The following is a 19555-nucleotide window of genomic DNA, read 5'->3' as shown; positions in this document are numbered from 1 at the left end:
GTCACGGCATCGCCTCGGGGCACACCGTCGTGCTGTCGGTGTCGGTCGCTACGAGTCGCGTGGTCGGCGTTGGCCACCGCCGGAGCCGGTCTTGGGCCCTCGACCCGTTGCGTGTCGGCGAATTCGTATCGTCGCGTCCTTGTCGACTCCGTGCGCGGCCGGTGTCGGCCGGGTGGCCCACAGAACGGCCCCCTGCCCAGGCACCGTCCCTGCGGTCAATGCATACAACCCTGTCCAGCGCCTTCGGGGAGCGCTCCGCTGCCCGATTTCGTCGACGGTGACGACGGTGGCCACCGCCGGCACCGGCAACGATCGATACGCGCGAAGTCTGCCGGGGGTGCCGTGCAACACGCCCGGCAAGGCACCGGTGTCGAAATGCGCGGTGACGGCCCCGTACAGATATAGGTCGAGCGCGCCGGAGCGGGGCACAAGGACGGCGAAGTCGGCTGAATCCAGCTTTGTCGCGGTGAGGACCGAGAGCGCCTCGCCCAGCCGTCGGTGATCGGACGTGCGAACCGTGTCGAAAAGCGTGGAGATCTGTCGGGTGGCAGCAGATCCCGATTCAAGCGGCGCGGTCTCACGGTGAGCGACGACGATCACGGTGCCGTCGATATTGGCGACGAAATGGCTGCCGGGAAGGACTTCGACTTGAGAGTTCCGGTGAGGCAGCCTCACCGTTGGGAGCGTCTTCTCGTTGATCCCGGCCGCGCTCCGAATTGTTACGGTCGGTGGGTCGGGTGCGGTTGCCGGTGCTGCAATGGCCTCGGCTGCGGGCGCTTCGCTCAAGCCGATCCGGTCATGCAGCCACTTCAACGGGGGCGGTGCCCACCAGTTGAATTCGCCGGCGACGCGCAGGAAAGCGGGTACCACCACACCGCGGATCACGGTCGCGTCGATGACGATTGCCAATGCCGTGCCGATGCCGAACATCTTCATGAAGGACAGTCCGTTGGCGAACGACACAAGCGTGATCGTGAGCAGGATGGCCGCGCTGGTGATGATCCGGCCCACCCGGCCCAATCCGGCAACGATGGCGTCGTTGTTCGACATGCCGCTGTCCCGGGCTTCTTTGATGCGGCTGAGGAGGAAGATCTCGTAGTCGACCGACAGACTGAATGCGATGGAGCACAACAGCACAACCATTGACAGGTTCAGCGGTGTCGGGGTGACGCCGAGCACCGACGCGAGGTGCCCGTCCTGAAAAATCAGCACCATCACACCTAGCACGGCCGCCAGCACCAGCACGTTGAGAAAAAGTGCTTTGACGGGAACCACCACGCTGCCGGTGAACAGGAACAACATCACGAACGTCGCGCTGGCCATGACTGCGATACCCAAGGGGAGTCGCGCCGCGATGGAGGCGCGGCTGTCGATGAGATTGGCGGTAGGTCCTCCGACCTGGATCTGGTTGTCGCGGATCAGGCCGCGAATATTCCGCACAACATCTTGAGCGGCGTCTGACTGCGCATCGACCGACAGCTCGACGAAGGCATGATTGGGTTCGGAGCCTGTCGGCGCCGAAGACGCCGAAGACGTTGTGCTGATGCGGTTTCCGTGCTCATACGTGCCTGACGGACCGTCGACCCGCCGCACGTTTTCAATCTGTGAGACCGGCCCGGCAAGTTGCGACAACGCCTCGGGGTCCGAGGGTGTCACCAGCGTCACGGCCTGCGAAGCGTCGACGGGGTAGTCGTGGCGCATCGACTCGGTCAGCATTCGGGCATTGGAGTCAGTGGGTAGTGCTCGCTCGTCCGGGGTGGCCAGCTGTACGTGTAGGAACGGAATGCCAAGCGTCAGCAGTCCGGCGACCACGGGCAGGGCGAACCACAGGGGCCTGCGGATCACCATCTCGGCACAGCGGCGCCAAAACATCGAGTCCGCGGAGACCGCGGTCTTTCTGCGGATGACAGGCAGAGCGTCGATTCGAGAGCCCAGCAGGGTGAGCAGGGCCGGAAGCAGCACGACAGCGCTGAGCGCCGACAGCGTGACCACCGCGATCGCGGTCATGCCGACGGAGCGCAGGAAGTAGACGGGGAACACCAGAAGGCCAAGCATGGCCGCGGTCACGGTGGCGGCCGAAAAGACGATGGTGCGGCCTGCAGTGTCGACAGTGGAGATGACCGCGGATTCGGTGTCCTTGCCGTTATCGCGTTCCTCGCGGAATCGCGAGACCATCAACAAACCGAAATCGATGGACAAGCCGAGTCCGAACGCGGTGGCGACGGTCAGCGCGTGGATGGACACGTCGGTGACGGTGGTCAATGCCAGTAAAACCAACAGTGTCAGGACGATTGAGGTGATACCGATGGTCAATGGCAGAAGTGCCGCGATGAGACCGCCGAAGACGATGATCAGCACGACGAACAGAATGGGTAGCGCGACAGCTTCACTGATGGTCAGATCGTGGCTGACCCGGTCCTCGATTTGGCGTAGCACGCCCAGGGAGCCTGCGGCGCGCACGGTGACGTCGGAATAGTCGACGGGTAGGGCTGTGATGATCCGGTTGGCAGGTTCGGAAGCATCGTCGGCGGAACCCGAGATGTGAACGAGGATTACTCCGGACTGCCCGTCGCGGCTGCGCAATTCGGGTGAGGAAGGATCGGTGTATGACGCGATGATCCGCGCGGTGGGTTCGGTTTCCACCAGGCGGCGCGTTTTTTCGGCGGCGGCGACGGCAACGGGATCGTCAAGGCCGCCGTTTGTCGCCACGATCTGGAGTACCAGGTTGGGTGTGCTGCCGAAGTGCTGATCGATGAAGTCGTCGGCGAGTGCGGCTTCGGTGTCGGGATCGATGAAACCTGCGACGCCGAGTTTTTGGGATACGTTGCTGCCGAACGTGATTCCTATAGTCAACAGCACCACCACTGCGGCCAACACAGTTTTCGGCCGACGTACAGTGACTCGGGCCAGCCGAGTCAACATTTCGCACCAAGGGCAGAAGCGGATATCAGTGGTCGCAATACGCTGAACAGTTGCGCGCCGTCGTTCAGATAGAAGTGACCGCCGGGCACTAGTTGCACGCTGAACTGCCCCGACGTGCGCCCACGCCACTCTGCCAGGTCGGATTCGGCGACCAGCGGGTCCTCGCTGCCGCCCAGGACATGGATGGCACACGGCAGCACGCAGTCCGCGTCGTCGTCGTCGGTTCCGCACAGCCGCAGGTCGTTTCGAGCGGCGGCGGACGCGGCATCTCGTAGCGCCGGCCATTCTGCAAGCTCGGCCGGGATGCCTCCAAGATCGCCCAACAACGCAGCCAGCCGGTGGTCGTCGAGGTCACTGGCAGCGGGGATCGGTGGCGGGAGATGTGGTGCTGCGTAGGAGGAGAGCACGAGGGCAGTGGGGAGAGGCAGGCGCTCCTCCATGCGCAGGCACGCCAGCCGGTAGGCAACGAGCGCGCCGAAGCTGTGTCCGAAGAATGCATAGGGACCGTCGAGCTGCGCGCCGAGTTGGTCGTGTACATCGCGAACTAGCGCCGGCAATGTCTCGAACCGCTCGCGGTCTGCGATATCGACAGGCATGACTTCGACGCGCGGGCCGAGGGCACGCCCCCAATCATTGAACATCGCCGTGCCGCCGCCGGCATGGGGGAAGCAGAACAACTTCACCGCTCTCACGTGCCTCGGGTCAGCGATGCGAGTTCCTCGGCGACCGCTTTGACTGCATAGCGGATCTGCTCATCGGAGTGGCAGCTCGTGACGAAGAACCGGAGCCTTGTTTTGTCTTCGGGCACAGCGGGGTAGAGGATCGGGTTGACGTTGATGTGACGGCGCAGCATGGCGTCGGAGAGTTTCACCGCGGTCAATGAGTTGCCGACGATGACCGGGATGATCGGCGTTCCTTCGGATTTACCGGTGTCCAGTCCGGCATCGCGCGCGAGGTTGAGAAACAGGCGGGCGTTGACTCCCAGTTGCCGGAGATGCTCGGGCTCGTGTCGGATCGTGTGGATTGCCGCAACAGACGCGGCCGCGATCGGCGGTGGCATGCCGACGCTGTAGATAAAGCCGGGCGTCGTGTATTTGAGGAACTCGATGAGCTCGCGGCTGCCCGCCACGTAGCCGCCGCAGCCCGCCAGCGCCTTTGACATCGTGCCCGACCACAGCTCCACGTCGGTGCGGTCGACGTCGAAGTGCTCACCGATGCCGGCGCCGCCTTCGCCGAGAACGCCGATGCTGTGTGCTTCGTCGATCATCAGCAGGGCGCCGTGTTTGCGTTTGACGTCGATGAACGCGGGCAGGTGGGCGATGTCACCGTCCTGGCTGTATATGCCTTCAATGATGATCAGCACCCGTCGGTACTGCCCGCGGATGTGAGTGAGCAGGTCGTCGAGGGCCGCCGGGTCATTGTGCGGGAACGGTCGGCGAGTGGCGCCGGACAGCGCGCAACCCTGCATGATGCTGTCGTGGGCGAGGCTGTCGTGGATGACGAGGTCGGCCGCGCCCAGGAGGTGACCGATCACAGTGACGTTGGTGGCATGTCCGCTGACCAGCGCGACAGCGTCCTGTGTGCCCAGGAACCGGGCCAGTTCCAATTCGAGTTCGCGGTGCACGGGCTTCTCACCGGATATGAGCCGCGACGCCGAGCAGGAACTTCCCCACCGGTGAACCGCCTCTGCCACGGCTTGCTCCACAGCCGGATGACCCGACATGCCGAGGTAGTTATAGCTGGAGAAATTGATTGTCTCGGCCCCGTTGATGACTGAGGTGTCGCGCGTGATGCCGTCGTTCACGAGGAAGTATGGGTTATCGACACCGGCGACATCTAGGAGAGCGAACCGCTCGGCCAGGGCCTTGACTTCCTCGAATTCGCTGATGCGGGTCTGCGGCGTGACTCCAGCCGCGGGCGCAGCGCCGATGGCGGCCGTCCGCCTGTCTCCACCGGCCATCGCGATCAGATCGTCGATGGTGGTGGCCGGGCCGAACTCGGCTGCATCGATGGTCGAGCCCGGAATTCTGCGGGTGATGCCGCCGAACAGGTCGGTGACCATGATGGAGTCGAACCCCAGGTCGCCGGTGACGGTTTGTGTTGCACGAATTGCGCTTTGGGGAAACCCGCTGACCCTCGCAACCTCGGCCAGCACGACACCGGCGGCGTCGACGGCGGGCGCGCTCACCGCGGCCGCGTGGGTCATCACAGCGGCCGGCGTCACACCTTGGCCGTATGCCGCGAGCACGGCGGCCTGTTCGCGAAACAGGGCAATGAGGTTGTCCATGGTGGAATCCTTGGAAGGCGTTGCGGTCTTGGGCGTGGAAGCGGTAGCCGCTGGTTGGTCGACGATCCAGTAACGGTTGGCGGTGGAGAAGACGTATCCGCTCAGCCGGTGGGCGACCTGAGCTTCGTCGGCGTACAGCAGATTCCAGCGTGGATCGAGGCCGTCACGATAAAGCGCGGCGACGGTTTCTGCGATGCCATCGGCAACGGCCAGCGCAGGCGGAACGCCGTCATGTGCTCGGGTGATCATCGGCCCGAGCGTGCGCTTGGCGCCGAATTCGATCAGGTGCGTCGGTTGGCACCGCATCGCCTCGGTCACCGCGGGGGCGAACTGCACGGCACGGCTGATGTGGTCTGTCCAATAGTCGGCGCCCATGGTCTCGTCCTCGGCGAGCATCCGGCCATGCAGCGTGGAGAACACTGGGAAAACCGGCAGTCGGTAGGAACACCCGGCGGCGATCTCTGCGAAGTCGGCGACCATCGGCTCCATCAACCGAGAGTGAAATGCGTGGGAAACGTTGAGCTTTCGCGACATGATCTGGTCGGAGTCGAGCGCATCTGCGGCTTTGTCGATGTCATCCAATGACCCGGAAAGCACAATTTCGGCGGGGCCGTTGATCGCAGCCACGTCAAGCGCGAAATCGGGCAGATCTGTGACGTCTGCGCGGACGGCAAGCATGCCACCACCGGCAGGGAGTTGGCCCATCAGCCGGCCGCGGGCGGCCACCAGCCGACAGGCATCGTCGAGGCTGAGCACCTCGCCGACCACCGCCGCGGCATACTCGCCGATGCTGTGTCCGAGCAGCCACGCCGGTTCGGCGCCGAGTTCCAGCAGGGTCGCTGCCTGGGCGTACTGCAGGGCGAAGATCGCCGGCTGGGCAAACTGCGTCGCGTTCACGCGCTCGTCATCCATGATGCTGCGCAAGGGCCGGCCCAGGTGCGGCGACATCGTCGCGTCGACCTCGTCGAAAGCTTGTCGGAACAAAGCGCTTTGTTCGCAGAGTGCGCTGCCCATGCCCGCGAACTGCGTGCCCTGCCCGCTGAACAACCAGCCCGCAGACATCGGAATGGCCATGCCCGTCACCAGTTCACCGCGGAGCGCGGCAACGGATTCCGTGCGGTCTCGTGCCACAACGGCCAGCCGTGACCTGCCGGACGCCTTGATCCGGTTGGTCGACCAGCACAGCTGCGCCAGCGGGACGTCTTTGGCTTCGATGTCGTCGGCGAGCGCGGAGGCGTTGCGGCGCAACGCCTCCGGGCAATCAGCCGACAGCGTGATGATTCCAGCGCCCGCGGCAACGGGCGCAGATTCCTCTTCGGGCGCGCTGGCGAGCACAACGTGGCAGTTGGTCCCCCCGATTCCGAAGCTGGATACGCCGGCGTAGACGGTGCCCGCGGGCAGGGTCATCGGCTCGGTCAACAGCCGTAGGCCACCAGCGGCCAGCCGCAGTTGTGTGTTCTCGGTCTCGGCGAACCGCGAAGGAGGAACTGTGCGGTGGTGGAGGCTGAGGGCAGCCTTGATCAGGCCGGCGATGCCGGCGGCGCCTTCGGTGTGGCCGAGGTTTCCCTTGATCGACCCGAGTGCACAGGGCTCGTCGCGCCGGGAACGGTGATGGTAGGCAAGGGCTTTCGCTTCGATCATGTCGCCGAGCAGGGTGCCGGTCCCGTGTGCCTCTAAGAAACTGACCTGAGCAGGGGCGATCTGAGCGCCCTCGCATGCAACAGTGACAACCTGCTGCTGGGCCCACCGGTTGGGTGCTGTGATGCCATTGCTGCGTCCGTCGCTGTTGACCGCGCTGCCCTTGATCACCGCGTAGATCGGAAGTCCTGCGGCGACGGCGTCGTCTAGGCGGCGTAGCACGGCGGCGGCGACCCCTTCTCCTCTGCCGATGCCGTCGGCTGCACCACTGAACGGTTTGCAGCGCCCGTCCGGGGCGGCCAAGCCGGCTTGGGTGTAGAAGGCGTTGAGAGCCGGCGTGAGGGCAAGATTGACGCCGGCCGCAATCGACTGGTCGCATTCGCCGTTGCGCAGTGCCTGAACGGCTAGATGGATTGCCACCAGAGACGACGAGCATGCCGTGTCCACCGCAAGGCTGGGGCCCTTGAGATCGAGTTGGTAGGACAGCCGATTGGCCGTCATGAAGTATCCGTTTCCGGAACCGGATTGGGCGGTGATCGCGCGGTAGTCGCGCATGTGCAGATGCGCCCATTCGTTGGCCATCACGCCGACGAACACTCCGGTGTTGGACCCGGCCTGGCCGCGGGGGTCAAGGGTGGCGTCCTCCATTGCGTGCCACGCCGTTTGCAGCAACAGCCGTTGTTGGGGATCCATAGCTTGTGCTTCGCGCGGAGTGATGCCGAAAAAATCGTTGTCGAACGCATCGGCGTCGCGGATGAACCCGCCCTCGCGATGGTTGATCGTGCCGTCGGCCTCGAAGGCGGCGGCATCCCAGCGATCGGGCCCAATCTCGTCGACGCCGTCGGCACCGTTCAGCAGCAGTGTCCACAGCGCAGCGGGGTTGTCGGCTTTCGGGAAGCGGCAGTCCAAGCCGATCAGCGCGATGTCGGTCATGGGGTCGGCTCCTTAGCGCGCAATGTCGGATCCGCGCTTTCGTAGAGCACATCGGTGAGTTCGCCGGCTAGGAACGCGAACCGCATCGACGCACGTTGCACCTTACCGCTGGTGGTCAAGTGGATGCCTGGACGGCTGACGAATACCACATGAGGAGCGGGCATTTCGAAGGCGCGCGCGATAGCGCTTTTCGCGGTGGCGGCGAGCTGCTCAAAGCTGGCGTCGCCAAGCTGCTCCGGCTTGACGGCCTGGATGAGAACCACCCGCTCGGTGTCACCGGCGTCGAATGACACCGCCACTCCCCGTGAACCGGCGACGGCAGGGTGCAGCGTCTGGACGAACTCTTCGATGTCCTGCGGGTAGATGTTGCGGCCGTTGATGATCAGCACGTCCTTGCAACGGCCGGTGATATACAGCTCGCCTTCGTACAACAGGCCCAGGTCACCTGTGCGGAGAAAAGGGCCGTCGCCGTCGGCAGTTTGCGCTTGGAACGTTTCGAGGGTGGATTCGGGGCGGTTGTAGTAGCCGCTGGCGACGCTGGAGCTGCGCAGCCAGATTTCGCCGACGTGGTCTTCGGGCAACACATTTCGGGTTTCGCGGTCCACGATGCGTACCTCGATACCCGGTGCCGGCCTGCCGGAGCTGACCAGGGTCACCGCTCGCGCGTTGGAGGGTATGTAGTGGTTCTGTTCGAGCGCGTCAGCGTCGGCATCGAGGTAGCGCTGCGTACCGCTGCTGACAGTTGCCATCAGCGTCACTTCGGCCATGCCGTACGTCGGACGCATCGCCGCCGGCGCGAACCCGGCAGGGGCGAGGGTTTCGATGATTCGTTCGATGGTGCGGCGGCGGACCGGCTCTGCACCGTTGAGTGCGATCTGCCAGCTGGTCAGGTCCAGCTCGGCCAGGTGCTCAGGAGTAACCCGGCGCGCGATCACGTCATAGGTGAAATTGGGTGCGGCGCAGATGGTTCCGCGGTAATCAGTGATTGCTTTGAGTAGCCGGATCGGTTGTTTCAGGAATGCCAGGGGTGACATGCCGATGATGTTCCCGCCGACGAGGAGGGTGGTCAGGACGCTGATCAGCCCCATGTCGTGAAAGTGCGGAATCCAGCCCACTAGAGTGCCCTGGTTTGTAAGCCCGAGGGCCGTGGAAATGCTGGTTACGTTGCTGACCACATTGCCGTGGGTGACGGCGACTCCCTTGGGGTCGCCGGTCGAGCCGGACGTGTATTGCAGGAATGCGACGGTGTCAGTGATGAGCGCGGGCCTTGTCCACGCATCGGCATCGGCGAGCATTGCCTCGTCGGTGGCCACGACGGATATCGACTCTTTCGTGCCGACGCCGTCGATGCCTGCCGTGAGGAGATCGCACAGGTTCGAACTGGTCAAAGCCAAGCTGGCCTCGGCGTCGATCAGGATCCTGGCGACACGCTGCATGCTGCGTTCATCGATGGGCAACGGTGTCGGGACCGCGATCACCCCGGCGTACAGACAGCCGAGGAAGGCTTGCCAGAACTCGAGGCCGGGCTCGAAAAGCAGCAGTACCGGTCGGGCGGCGTGTGGCTGGCCACTCAACCACGCCGCCACAGCGCGTGCGGCACCGTCCAACTCGCGTAGGGTCGTCACCTCCTCCGTCAGCTTGCGGCCGGCCTCCTGGAGGAAGACGAATCTGCGCCTGTCGCCGTAGGCCTCGAAAATCGATCTCAGGCGCCCGACGAGATCGTCCACCCTGGAGGTAGACCCGGGTGTCTGTGCGCTCGCTTCGGCGCTCATGGCTGCTCGTTCACGTCATCGCACCGACTGAGTCGCGCGAGACAGCGCGGGCGACTTCGCGGCGGCAGCCGGGTGCCCCGTACGGGGACGACTTCTTCAGGCACATCGCACCGCTTCCCCCGGGGGAACCGTGATGGTGCAGGACTGTCCACACCGATTCGAGCAAATCTTGTGCTGCTCATGATGAACCTGTTGGCAAATCATCACAAGAGGTTGGCCGGAACCATGAAATCCCTGGCGGGGATTCAATCGCGCATACTTTTTGGACTTCGCAACTAAAGACGCCGTCCTGGGGGGCTCACTGGTTCACGTAGCCGACAGCGATTCCGGGCAAAGACCGAGACGGACGGTTCCGGCTTACTTCTCGGATAGGAAAACCTGTCCCTCCCGAACCGGAATCTGGCTTGCCGGCCATTACGGCACTACTGCCTGATCAAAGACCATTTGATGCATGACGAACTACACCAGCGCCGCCATCGCCCCGACGTTCCGCACGTGTGCAGGGCCGACGGGGCGCCGGCTACCGACCTCGGACAACACGGTCCTGACCTGGCTCGCGGCCACGCTTGCTTCCCACCTGGAAATGCCCGCCACCGCGATCGATCCCAGGGTTCCGCTCGCTGAAATGGGCGTCGACTCGGTACACGCGGTCAGCCTCGTAGGCGATATCGAGGTGTACTTCGACATCGACGTCGATCCGACGTTGGTCTTTGACTACCCGACGCTCTCGCACATCGCCGATTACATCGGCGATGCCATAGCAGAACAGCGGGTGGTGGCGTAATGACTGGGACCGCAGTCGTCGACTTCGTCGCCGCTCAGGCGCGGAAGGACACGATGACCGCCGCATCGAGCGCGGTGGCACAGACGCTGCGGTCCGCCCACGCAAGCAGGACGGTCACACTGAACGGTCACCGGATCGCCTACCGCGATGAGGGAGCAGGCGAAGTTCTGCTGTTGGTCCACGGGCTGAACGGGGACTCGTCGAGTTGGCGCGAGGTGATACCCGGACTCTCCCGGAAATATCGCGTCATCGTGCCGGATCTTCTTGGTCACGGGCAATCGGACAAACCACGCGGTGAGTACTCGCCGGCGATCTTCGCGGCCATGCTGCGCGACCTGGTCGACGCTCTCGGAATCGACAAGGTGACGCTCGTCGGCCACTCGCTCGGCGGTGGGGTGGCAATGACGTTCGCAGCACGTTACCGCCGTTACTGCAAGCGGCTGGTCCTGCTCAACAGCGGCGGCTTCGGTTCGGAGGTCAGCATGCTGCTGCGGATGTTGTCTCTGCCGGGTGCCGGACTGGTGCTGCCATTTGTCGCCCGCGGGCACGGTAGGGACCAGCGGCGGGTATTCCTTCGCACCTTGCGTTCGGTCGTCACCCACCGCGGTCAGGCCGCTTCGGCGGTTGACTGCCTGCATTTCCTTGCGGCACTGCCGATTCAGATCATCGGCAGCGAGCGGGATCGAATCATCCCGGTCGCTCACGCCCATACAGCGCACGCCTTGCTGGCCGGCAGCCGCCTGCACATCATCCCCGGCGCGGGACATGATCCTCAGATGCACCATCCCGACACCATCACAGAACTCATCGACGACTTTGTCGCCGAAAGTGATGCAGCGCCCGACCTTGCTGAAGCGGCCTAGGCGACACGGCCCGTGTCACCTCAGGACGCGCGAAAACTGCTTGAGCGGGTGGATGCCGTAGAGGTCTTGGTACGACGGCGGTTGGCGGCCGTCGTCGTCGGTGATGCCGTATTCGCGGGCCAGCTCGGCGCCGATCCAGGGTTGGCCGGACTTCTCCATGAGGTTGTCGTCCCCGAACAGCGACCAGATGAGGTGGCCCGTCAGCTCGGGTGTCTCAGCGATCTCGGCAACCGGACCGAGCTTGTCCGGGTTGGCGGCAACGAGGTTCTTGAATCGCTCGGTGAGCAGAATGCCCATCCAGATCGACAGCGACGCGATGCCGAACTCTCTGAAATCGACGGCCATGTCGGCCGCCATCTTGTCGACACCGGCCTTGTGCACGCCGTAGGAGGGACCGAAGACGTAGTGCGCGGCGCCTGGGGCGGAGGTGAAGACGACGAGTCCGCGGCGCTGCGGCAGCATCAGCGGGGCGGCGTAGACCGTCGCCACGTACGCGCTACGCAGACCCACGCCGAGAATGTCGATGACGTCGATCGGTTCCTCCCAGAACCGCGTCGGGCCCATTATGTCGTCGCGGATGATCGCGGCGTTGTTGACCAGGATGTCGAGCCTGCCCTGCTCGTGGCGGACCTGATCGAAGAGCGCCTTCGTCTGCGCGTCGTCGGCGTGATCGACGACGACGGCGATGCCTTCCCCGCCCGCAGCGGTGACCAGCTCCGCGGTCTCGTGGATCGTCCCCGGGAGCGGGGATTGGCCGGGCCGCTCGGTGCGGCCCGTGATGTAGACGGTGCACCCGTGGCTCCCGAGGGCGTGGGCGATGCCCCGACCGGCGCCGCGGCTTGCGCCGGTGACCACGGCGACCGTCCTGTCGGCCATCACCAACCGCGCTCTTTCCACTCGCCGAGGTGGGGCCGCTCGGTGCCGAGCGTGGTGTCGTCGCCGTGGCCGGGGTAGACGACCGTCGAATCGCCGTAGACGTCGAACACCCGGCTGGTGACGTGGTCGAGCAGCCTCTCGAAGTCGCCCTCCTGCCAGGTCTTGCCGACGCCGCCGGGAAACAGACAGTCGCCCGTGAAGAGGTGCGTCGCTCCGCTTTCGGAGTCGGCGCCACCCAGGGCCAGCGCCACTGATCCTGGGGTGTGGCCCTGCAGATGGATGACGTCGAAGTTGAGCTTGCCGATCGCGATCGTGTCCCCGTGGGCCAGGAACCGGTCCGGTTTCACCGGCAGCGGGTCGGCGTCGAGTTGATGGGCCGCTGTCGGCGCACCCGTCGCCGTGGCCACCTGCTCAAGCGCTTGAATGTGGTCCCAGTGCTGGTGGCTGGTGACGATCAGCGACAGCTTCGGCGCGTGGCGATCGATGAGCTCGAGCAGGATGTCGGCGTCGTTGGCGGCGTCGATGAGTAGCGTTTCGCCCGTTTGGGAACAGGTGACCAGGTAGGCATTGTTGTCCATCGGGCCCACTGAGACCTTGACGATCGAGGCGCCGGGAAGAGTGCGGCGAGCAGCGGTCTGGGGCTCGACGTGGCCGGTGTAGTTGTCGTCGACGACTGTCATGATGCTCACGGTATCGGCCTTGTCGGTAGGGACACATAGCATGGGCATGAACTCTGTCTGTGGGAGGTTTATCGGGTGTCGGACCGCCTGATTGTCAAGGGTGCGCGCGAGCACAACCTGCGAAGCATCGACCTTGATCTGCCTCGTGATGCGCTGATCGTTTTCACCGGCTTGTCCGGGTCCGGCAAGTCGTCGCTGGCGTTCGACACGATCTTCGCCGAGGGACAGCGCCGCTACGTCGAGTCGCTGTCGGCGTATGCGCGGCAGTTCCTCGGCCAGATGGACAAACCCGACGTCGACTTCATCGAGGGCCTGTCGCCCGCGGTGTCCATCGACCAGAAGTCCACCAACCGCAACCCGCGCTCGACGGTCGGCACCATCACCGAGGTGTACGACTATCTGCGGCTGCTGTACGCCCGCGCCGGAACGCCGCACTGCCCGGTGTGCGGCGAGCGCATCGCCCGGCAGACCCCGCAGCAGATCGTCGATCAGGTGCTGGCGATGGACGAGGGCCTGCGCTTCCAGGTGCTGGCCCCGGTGGTGCGCACCCGCAAGGGGGAGTTCGTCGACCTGTTCGACAAGCTGAACTCGCAGGGCTACAGCCGCGTCCGGGTCGACGGGGTGGTCTACCCGCTCACCGAGCCGCCGACGCTGAAGAAGCAGGAAAAACACGACATCGAGGTGGTCGTCGACCGGTTGACGGTCAAAGCGTCGGCCAAACAGCGGCTCACAGATTCGGTGGAGACCGCGCTGAAGCTGGCAGACGGCATCGTCGTGCTGGAGTTCGTCGACCGCGAAGACGACCACCCGCACCGCGAGCAGCGCTTTTCCGAGAAGCTGGCCTGCCCCAACGGACATCCGCTGGCCGTCGACGATCTCGAGCCGAGGTCGTTCTCGTTCAACTCGCCCTACGGCGCCTGCCCCGAATGCACCGGCCTCGGGATCCGCAAGGAAGTCGACCCTGACCTCGTCGTGCCCGACCCGGACCTCACCCTGGCCGAGGGCGCGGTGGCGCCATGGGCGATGGGCCAGACCGCCGACTACTTCACCCGCATGATGTCCGGGCTCGGCGACCAACTCGGCTTCGACGTCGACACGCCCTGGAAGAGGCTGCCGGCCAAGGCGCGCAAGGCGATTCTCGAAGGCTGCGACCACCAAGTGCATGTGCGGTACAAGAACCGCTACGGCCGAACCCGTTCGTACTACGCCGATTTCGAAGGCGTGATGGCGTTCCTGCAGCGCCGCATGGAGCAGACCGACTCCGAGCAGATGAAGGAGCGCTACGAGGGCTTCATGCGTGACGTGCCGTGCCCGGAGTGCAACGGCACGCGGCTGAAGCCCGAGATCCTGGCCGTCACGCTGTCGGCAGGCAAGTACGGCCGCAAGTCCATCGCCGAGGTGGCCGAGCTGTCGATTGCGGACGCATCGGATTTCCTGAACTCGCTGACGTTGGGGACACGCGAGTCGGCGATCGCCGGGCAGGTGCTCAAGGAGATCCAGTCCCGGCTGGGCTTCCTGCTCGATGTCGGCCTCGAGTACCTGTCCCTGTCACGCGCGGCCGCGACGCTGTCCGGCGGTGAGGCGCAACGTATTCGCCTCGCCACGCAGATCGGCTCCGGCCTGGTGGGTGTGTTGTACGTGCTCGACGAACCCTCCATCGGCCTGCACCAGCGCGACAACCGGCGGCTGATCGAGACGTTGTTGCGGTTGAAGAACCTGGGTAACACGCTGATCGTCGTCGAGCACGACCTCGATACCATCGCGCACGCGGACTGGGTGGTCGACATCGGTCCGCTCGCCGGCGAGCACGGCGGCCGGATCGTGCACAGCGGCCCGTACAAGGAGCTGCTGACCAACCGCGAATCGCTTACGGGCGCTTACCTTTCCGGCCGCGAGACCATTGACATCCCGGCGATGCGGCGCCCGACCGACCGCAAACGCCAACTCACCGTGGTGGGGGCCCGCGAGCACAATCTCCGCGAGATCGATGTGTCGTTCCCGCTTGGCGTGCTGACCTCGGTCACTGGGGTGTCGGGTTCGGGTAAGTCGACGTTGGTCAACGACATCCTGGCGGCGGTGTTGGCCAACAAACTCAACGGCGCCCGCCATGTGCCGGGCAGGCACACCCGCGTCAACGGGCTCGACCACGTCGACAAGCTGGTGCGGGTGGACCAGTCGCCGATCGGACGCACGCCGCGGTCCAATCCGGCGACCTACACCGGCGTGTTCGACAAGATCCGCTCGCTGTTCGCGGCCACCACGGAGGCGAAAGTCCGCGGCTATCAGCCCGGCCGGTTCTCGTTCAACGTCAAAGGCGGTCGCTGCGAGGCATGTTCGGGCGACGGCACCATCAAGATCGAGATGAACTTCCTGCCCGACGTGTATGTGCCGTGCGAGGTGTGCAACGGCGCGAGATACAACCGCGAAACGCTCGAGGTGCATTACAAGGGCAAGACCATCTCGGAGGTGCTCGACCTGTCGATCGAGGACGCCGCGGAGTTCTTCGCGCCGATCAGTTCGATCCACCGGTACCTGAAGACGCTCGTCGACGTCGGACTCGGCTACGTGCGGCTGGGGCAGCCCGCGCCGACGTTGTCCGGTGGGGAGGCGCAGCGGGTGAAGCTGGCGGCTGAACTGCAGAAGCGGTCGACGGGCCGGACGGTCTACATCCTCGACGAGCCGACGACCGGTCTGCACTTCGAGGACATCCGCAAGCTGCTTAACGTGCTGAACGGCCTTGTCGACAAGGGCAATACCGTCATCGTCATCGAACACAACCTCGACGTGATCAAGACCTCGGACTGGATCATCGACCTCGGCCCGGAGGGCGGCTCGGCGGGCGGCACCGTGGTCGCGGAGGGGACGCCGGAGGACGTCGCGGCGGTTCCCGAGAGCTACACGGGCAAATTCCTGTCCGAGGTGCTGCAGGCGACGCCCGCCAAGCCCGCATCCGCGCGACGCCGCCGCAAGGTCAGCGCGTAAGTTATATTCTCGTCGTCTGAGAATGGCATTACCGCACCCGATCGGCGAGGAGACCATGGCGAAAACAGTGGTGATCGGCGCGTCGAGCGGACTCGGCCGCTGCATCGGAGTTGGGCTGGCCCAGCGGGGTGACGAGGTGGCGCTGCTTGCGCGACGGAGAGAGCGCATCGAAGGCGCGGCCAAGGACGCAGGACCGAATGCGGTCGCGGTCGAGTGCGATGTGACCGATGAAGCCTCGGTGCGCTCGGCGATCAAGGTCGCCGGCGACGCCCTCGGTGGCATCGACAACCTGGTCTACACCCCGGCCATCGGCTCAGTGATGCGACTGGTCGACACCGACGCCTCGACGTGGGCCAGCGTGTTCGCAACCAATGTCACCGGCGCGGCGCTCGCGACCGCGGCGGCAGTGCCGTACCTGACCGAATCGGCGGGCAAGGTGGTCTACCTGTCGTCGGATGCGGGTACCTTCGGCCCGCCGTGGCCAGGCCTGGCCGCATACGGCGTCAGCAAGGCCGCGTTGGAGAGGCTGATCGAGGCCTGGCGCGCCGAGCACCCGGACATCGGCTTCACGAACCTCATCGTGGGCGAATGCCCCGGCGGAGACGGTGATTCGGCAACCGGTTTCAGCAGCGGCTGGGACCCCGAGCTCACCACGCAGTTCTATCCGCAGTGGCTATCCCGCGGGTGCATGCCGGGCCAGCTGATGCCGGTCGAGGACCTGATCGACGTCGTGCACACCATCCTGCGCACCAACACCTCGACGTCGATGCCCGTCGTGGTCGCCCGCGGCGCGCCCGCCCGGCCGTCACCCGCCGGGGCGTGACAGCGGCGACGGAAAGCGTGGGCTGACCCGAACGCCGTCGAGCCACTCGGTCAGCTCTTCGCTCCGCCGGGCCAGCGCGGTGCGGGCGTCGCGACCCACGTCCTCCAGCAGCCGCAGCTCGACGCGTCCGTCGGCGTCCTGCGCCCAGCCCCCGACGACCCTCCCGTTCCACCATGCCGTCGGTCCGGCGTTGCCGCTGCGGTCGAAGACCTGACTGCGGTGGGCACCGACATACCAGTCGCGGTCGTACCAGCCCATGGTGGTGACGTCCAGCCCCGGCAGCAGTGCGCCCCACGGCTCGGGCTCGCCCGCCTGGTCGACGTCGTCGGGCAGGACGAAGCCCGGCGTGCCGTCGATGTCGACCTCGACCGCCTCCACGTCGCGCAGCGCGTGCCGCGCCCATGTCAAGGTGTTACCGAACCACCACTTGACGTCGTTGACAGTGGCCGGACCAAACGTGCGCAGCCACCTGCGCACCAGTTCTGCGCGGGCCGCTTCCGGTGAGGCGGCGACGGGCTTTCCGGGCAGCCAGTCGGCGGCGGTGACCCATTGTGGTCGCGACGTCGTCCAGCTTCCCTCGTTCGGTCCGCGCACGATGTCGCCACGCACCGATAACACCGTCAGCACCCGCGGGGCCAGGGGAGTGGCTCCGCCCCAACGCTTTCCGGGCGCGGGGTCATAAGTGCCCGCCAGTTCCGGCAAAGTCGCGCGCAACTGCCGTGCGCTGGCCGCGCCGTGCACGCTCAGATGCTTCAACACTGCTGAAGCGGCCCGGTCGAGCCATTGGTCGCCGTCGTCGGCGACGCCGGCCTTCTGCACGTCGGCCACCAGCCGGCGCCGCTCGTTGTCGGCCACCCGGTCGCTGGCCGCGGCCTGGATCAGCGGCAGGTCGGCGACACCGGCCACCCACAGCGTGCGGCGCATCGCGAGATGCTTGACCAGCATGCGCCGCTCATACAGCGCGGCCTCGAGGTCGCCGACCGTGAAGTCCGGTAGCCGGGCCCACAGCGACAGGAAGGGCGTGGCGGGATCGGTCGCATGCAGGCCGATCAGGCTAGCGACGGCATCCTCCATCGACGGCGCCGGTCCGGCCAAAAAATGCCGATGTGCCAACCGTGCCCGGCGTTCGGCGTCGGAGAAAGTCCGCATCGCCTGCGAACCGTACCGCTGGCCGCTGACAAAATTTGGGATCGGTAGCGGTGCGGCCCGTTTTGACTTCACTTCGACGCCGTCGTCGTGGCGGCGCACGAACGAAGGGAACGAGACGATGAATCGAGTTGTCGCGGGTGCGCTGGGACTGCTCGCCGGCGCTGCGCTGTTGGTGGGTTGTTCCGACGACAAGACCGCGTCGACGGCTACCGCCGGGAACACGCAGGCCACCACGGGTGGTACCACCGCCGTCAAGGTCGACGGCAAGGATCTTGCGGGCCTCGATCTGAACTCCGTGACTTGCGTGAAGCAGGGCGGCAAGATCAACGTCGCCAGCGGGGCGATCGGCGGCCAGCAGGGACTGGGCATCGTCATGACCGACACCGCCGCGCCCACGGTGGAATCGCTGGGCATGGTCGTCGACGGCAACGCCCTGGCCGTCAGCAACATGGGCGGCATGAAGTCCGGTTCGGCCGAGGTGAAGGTTGACGGCACCACCTACACCATCACGGGTGAGGCCACCGGCGCCGACATCAAGAACCCGATGGCGGGCATGATCACCAAGCCGTTCACGGTGACGGTGAGCTGCAAATAATCGGAGTCAGCCGGCGGCGGGCGTGCACTGCACGCCCGCCGCTTCCTAAGATTGCTGCCATGGATCTCCCACGAGATCTCGATCGCGCGCGTCAACTGATCTTCGCCGCCAAAGAAGAGACGGCGAAGGAACTGCTGCTGTCGTTGATGCCGCAGATCGAAGCCGCCGACCGCGACGACCTCATGTTGGAGGTCTACGCACAGCTCGGCGAGCTGTATCTGGTCCGCACCGCCTACAACGGCACCGAGGAATGCATCCGCCGAATCGACGATTGCCTGGCCATCTACCGGTCGATCCAGGCGGGCACGAATCCCGAAGCGGCAGCACAGGTCACGATGTCGGACGCCGACGTCGACCACATGGTCGCACGGTACAGCCGCAGGGCCCAGTTCCTGCGCACCGGGCTGGCCGCCGCCGCGCACGGCGATCACGAAGGAGCCGAGCTTGCGCTGTTTGTGCTGTGCACCGACGAGTCCGGAGCGGCGTTCCCGGATCTCGCCGACGAGCAACGCTTCCTCATCACCTACGCCCGGATCATCTGCGCCTCCGCCCTGTGTGACGACGATCTGCATGTGCAGTCGATTCCCTTGTGGGAGAAGGTGATCGAGGACATCGATCGTCCTGGAGCCGACCGCGAATCCGACGACCACCTGTTGGTTCAGGGCGCAACGGCATACGGTCGGTTCTGCGTCGAGACGGGTCGGCTGTCGGAAGCCGAGCCGTGGCTGCGGCGGGCCGGCGCCCGCGCGGAATCCCGAGGCTGGGAGCTGGCAAGGGCCAGAACACAACTCGAGCGCGGCACGGTCGCGTGGGCCAGACGTGACCCGCGGCAGACGCAAACCCTGGTGCACGAGGCCTATCCCGCGATCGCCGAGGGCTACCGCGCCCACGACGTATCCCGAAGCTGGTTGTATCTCGGTTTGATCGCCATGTCGATCAACATGCTCGACGACGCAGACGAACGGTTCGGTCACGCCGAGCGGCATTGGCGTGAGGTGCAGAAGCCGCTGCATATCCACCGCATTTTGTTGCAGCGCAGCTGGGTGGACATTCTGCGCAACCGCTTCGACGCCGCGAAGGAGAAGGTCGCCGAGGCGCGCAGGATGCTGCCCATGTGGTCATCGAGCCTGGCGTACTGCAACCAGCTGTGGCGCGGCCACGAGTCGAGCAGTTCGCGCGCCTCGGCGACCTTCTCCGACGCGGCGCCGAAGCGGTTGCGCAGAATGTCCACCCAGCTGCGCTGCAACAAAA

The 19555-nt window shown here is 65.4% G+C and carries 13 protein-coding genes; 6 read left to right on the top strand and 7 right to left on the bottom strand.

Annotated features, from left to right (window positions below; translation table 11 throughout):
- Positions 1-48: 48 nt before the first annotated feature.
- Genes A5651_RS07745 through A5651_RS07730 form a run of 4 tightly spaced genes read right to left on the bottom strand, consistent with a single transcriptional unit; the run spans position 49 to position 9552 of the window.
- The gene (locus A5651_RS07745) at positions 49-2859 is read right to left on the bottom strand and encodes an MMPL family transporter (protein WP_231988609.1); all 2811 of its coding nucleotides are present in this window, start codon (positions 2857-2859) and stop codon (positions 49-51) included.
- Between the two features lie 56 nt (positions 2860-2915).
- Entirely contained in the window at positions 2916-3614 is a 699-nt protein-coding gene (locus tag A5651_RS07740; protein ID WP_231988608.1) for a thioesterase II family protein, read from the bottom strand.
- The gene (locus tag A5651_RS07735) at positions 3611-7780 is read right to left on the bottom strand and encodes a type I polyketide synthase (protein WP_066977765.1); all 4170 of its coding nucleotides are present in this window, start codon (positions 7778-7780) and stop codon (positions 3611-3613) included. The genes A5651_RS07740 and A5651_RS07735 overlap by 4 nt, the downstream gene beginning before the upstream one ends.
- Positions 7777-9552 carry a fatty acyl-AMP ligase gene (locus tag A5651_RS07730; RefSeq protein ID WP_066977763.1) on the bottom strand — a complete coding sequence of 592 codons (1776 nt, stop codon included), beginning with the start codon at positions 9550-9552 and terminating at the stop codon, positions 7777-7779. Before A5651_RS07730 ends, A5651_RS07735 begins: the two co-directional genes overlap by 4 nt.
- 451 nt (positions 9553-10003) lie before the next feature.
- Between A5651_RS07730 and A5651_RS24855 the strand changes: the two genes are divergently transcribed.
- The gene (locus A5651_RS24855; RefSeq protein WP_082943634.1) at positions 10004-10336 is read left to right on the top strand and encodes an acyl carrier protein; all 333 of its coding nucleotides are present in this window, start codon (positions 10004-10006) and stop codon (positions 10334-10336) included.
- Positions 10336-11199 carry an alpha/beta fold hydrolase gene (locus A5651_RS07720; protein ID WP_369803925.1) on the top strand — a complete coding sequence of 288 codons (864 nt, stop codon included), beginning with the start codon at positions 10336-10338 and terminating at the stop codon, positions 11197-11199. Before A5651_RS24855 ends, A5651_RS07720 begins: the two co-directional genes overlap by 1 nt.
- A gap of 15 nt (positions 11200-11214) precedes the next feature.
- Here the strand turns inward: A5651_RS07720 and A5651_RS07715 are convergent, their stop codons facing one another.
- Complete coding sequence (locus tag A5651_RS07715) at positions 11215-12075, bottom strand: SDR family NAD(P)-dependent oxidoreductase (protein ID WP_082943633.1); 861 nt, start codon at positions 12073-12075, stop codon at positions 11215-11217.
- On the bottom strand, positions 12075-12755 hold the full coding sequence (locus A5651_RS07710) for an MBL fold metallo-hydrolase (RefSeq protein WP_066977795.1): 681 nt from the start codon (positions 12753-12755) through the stop codon (positions 12075-12077). The genes A5651_RS07715 and A5651_RS07710 overlap by 1 nt, the downstream gene beginning before the upstream one ends.
- 75 nt (positions 12756-12830) lie before the next feature.
- Here A5651_RS07710 and uvrA point away from each other — a divergent pair, with 75 nt between their 5' ends.
- Both uvrA and A5651_RS07700 read left to right on the top strand, forming a co-directional pair.
- Positions 12831-15737, top strand: coding sequence for an excinuclease ABC subunit UvrA (gene uvrA, locus A5651_RS07705; RefSeq protein ID WP_066977757.1), 2907 nt, complete (start codon positions 12831-12833; stop codon positions 15735-15737).
- Between the two features lie 67 nt (positions 15738-15804).
- Positions 15805-16560 (top strand): SDR family oxidoreductase, encoded by a 756-nt coding sequence (locus A5651_RS07700; RefSeq protein ID WP_082943636.1) that lies wholly within the window; start codon positions 15805-15807, stop codon positions 16558-16560.
- Here the strand turns inward: A5651_RS07700 and A5651_RS07695 are convergent.
- Complete coding sequence (locus A5651_RS07695; RefSeq protein ID WP_066977789.1) at positions 16543-17709, bottom strand: winged helix DNA-binding domain-containing protein; 1167 nt, start codon at positions 17707-17709, stop codon at positions 16543-16545. The two genes, A5651_RS07700 and A5651_RS07695, sit on opposite strands and share 18 nt — an antisense overlap.
- A gap of 118 nt (positions 17710-17827) precedes the next feature.
- On the opposite strand from A5651_RS07695, the gene A5651_RS07690 reads away from it, so the two are divergent.
- Both A5651_RS07690 and A5651_RS07685 read left to right on the top strand, forming a co-directional pair.
- Positions 17828-18304, top strand: a complete 477-nt coding sequence (locus A5651_RS07690) for a lipoprotein LpqH (protein WP_066977754.1) — start codon at positions 17828-17830, stop codon at positions 18302-18304.
- A gap of 59 nt (positions 18305-18363) precedes the next feature.
- Positions 18364-19555: hypothetical protein (locus A5651_RS07685; protein ID WP_197496575.1), on the top strand; the 1192-nt coding region annotated here is incomplete at its 3' end.

This window comes from Mycobacterium sp. 1274761.0 (assembly GCF_001668615.1).
In the GTDB taxonomy this organism is placed as follows: Bacteria; Actinomycetota; Actinomycetes; order Mycobacteriales; family Mycobacteriaceae; genus Mycobacterium.
The sequence above is the reverse complement of the archived record's forward strand: the minus strand, read 5'-3'. Positions and strand labels throughout refer to the sequence as shown.

Bases quoted from the DNA above. Each gene is read 5' to 3' on its own strand.
- A5651_RS07735 (WP_066977765.1), bottom strand. From the start codon at position 7,780: ATGACCGACATCGCGCTGATCGGCTTGGACTGCCGCTTCCCGAAAGCC.
- A5651_RS07730 (WP_066977763.1), bottom strand. From the start codon at position 9,552: ATGAGCGCCGAAGCGAGCGCACAGACACCCGGGTCTACCTCCAGGGTG.
- A5651_RS24855 (WP_082943634.1), top strand. From the start codon at position 10,004: ATGACGAACTACACCAGCGCCGCCATCGCCCCGACGTTCCGCACGTGT.
- A5651_RS07720 (WP_369803925.1), top strand. From the start codon at position 10,336: ATGACTGGGACCGCAGTCGTCGACTTCGTCGCCGCTCAGGCGCGGAAG.
- A5651_RS07715 (WP_082943633.1), bottom strand. From the start codon at position 12,075: ATGGCCGACAGGACGGTCGCCGTGGTCACCGGCGCAAGCCGCGGCGCC.
- A5651_RS07710 (WP_066977795.1), bottom strand. From the start codon at position 12,755: ATGACAGTCGTCGACGACAACTACACCGGCCACGTCGAGCCCCAGACC.
- A5651_RS07695 (WP_066977789.1), bottom strand. From the start codon at position 17,709: ATGCGGACTTTCTCCGACGCCGAACGCCGGGCACGGTTGGCACATCGG.
- A5651_RS07690 (WP_066977754.1), top strand. From the start codon at position 17,828: ATGAATCGAGTTGTCGCGGGTGCGCTGGGACTGCTCGCCGGCGCTGCG.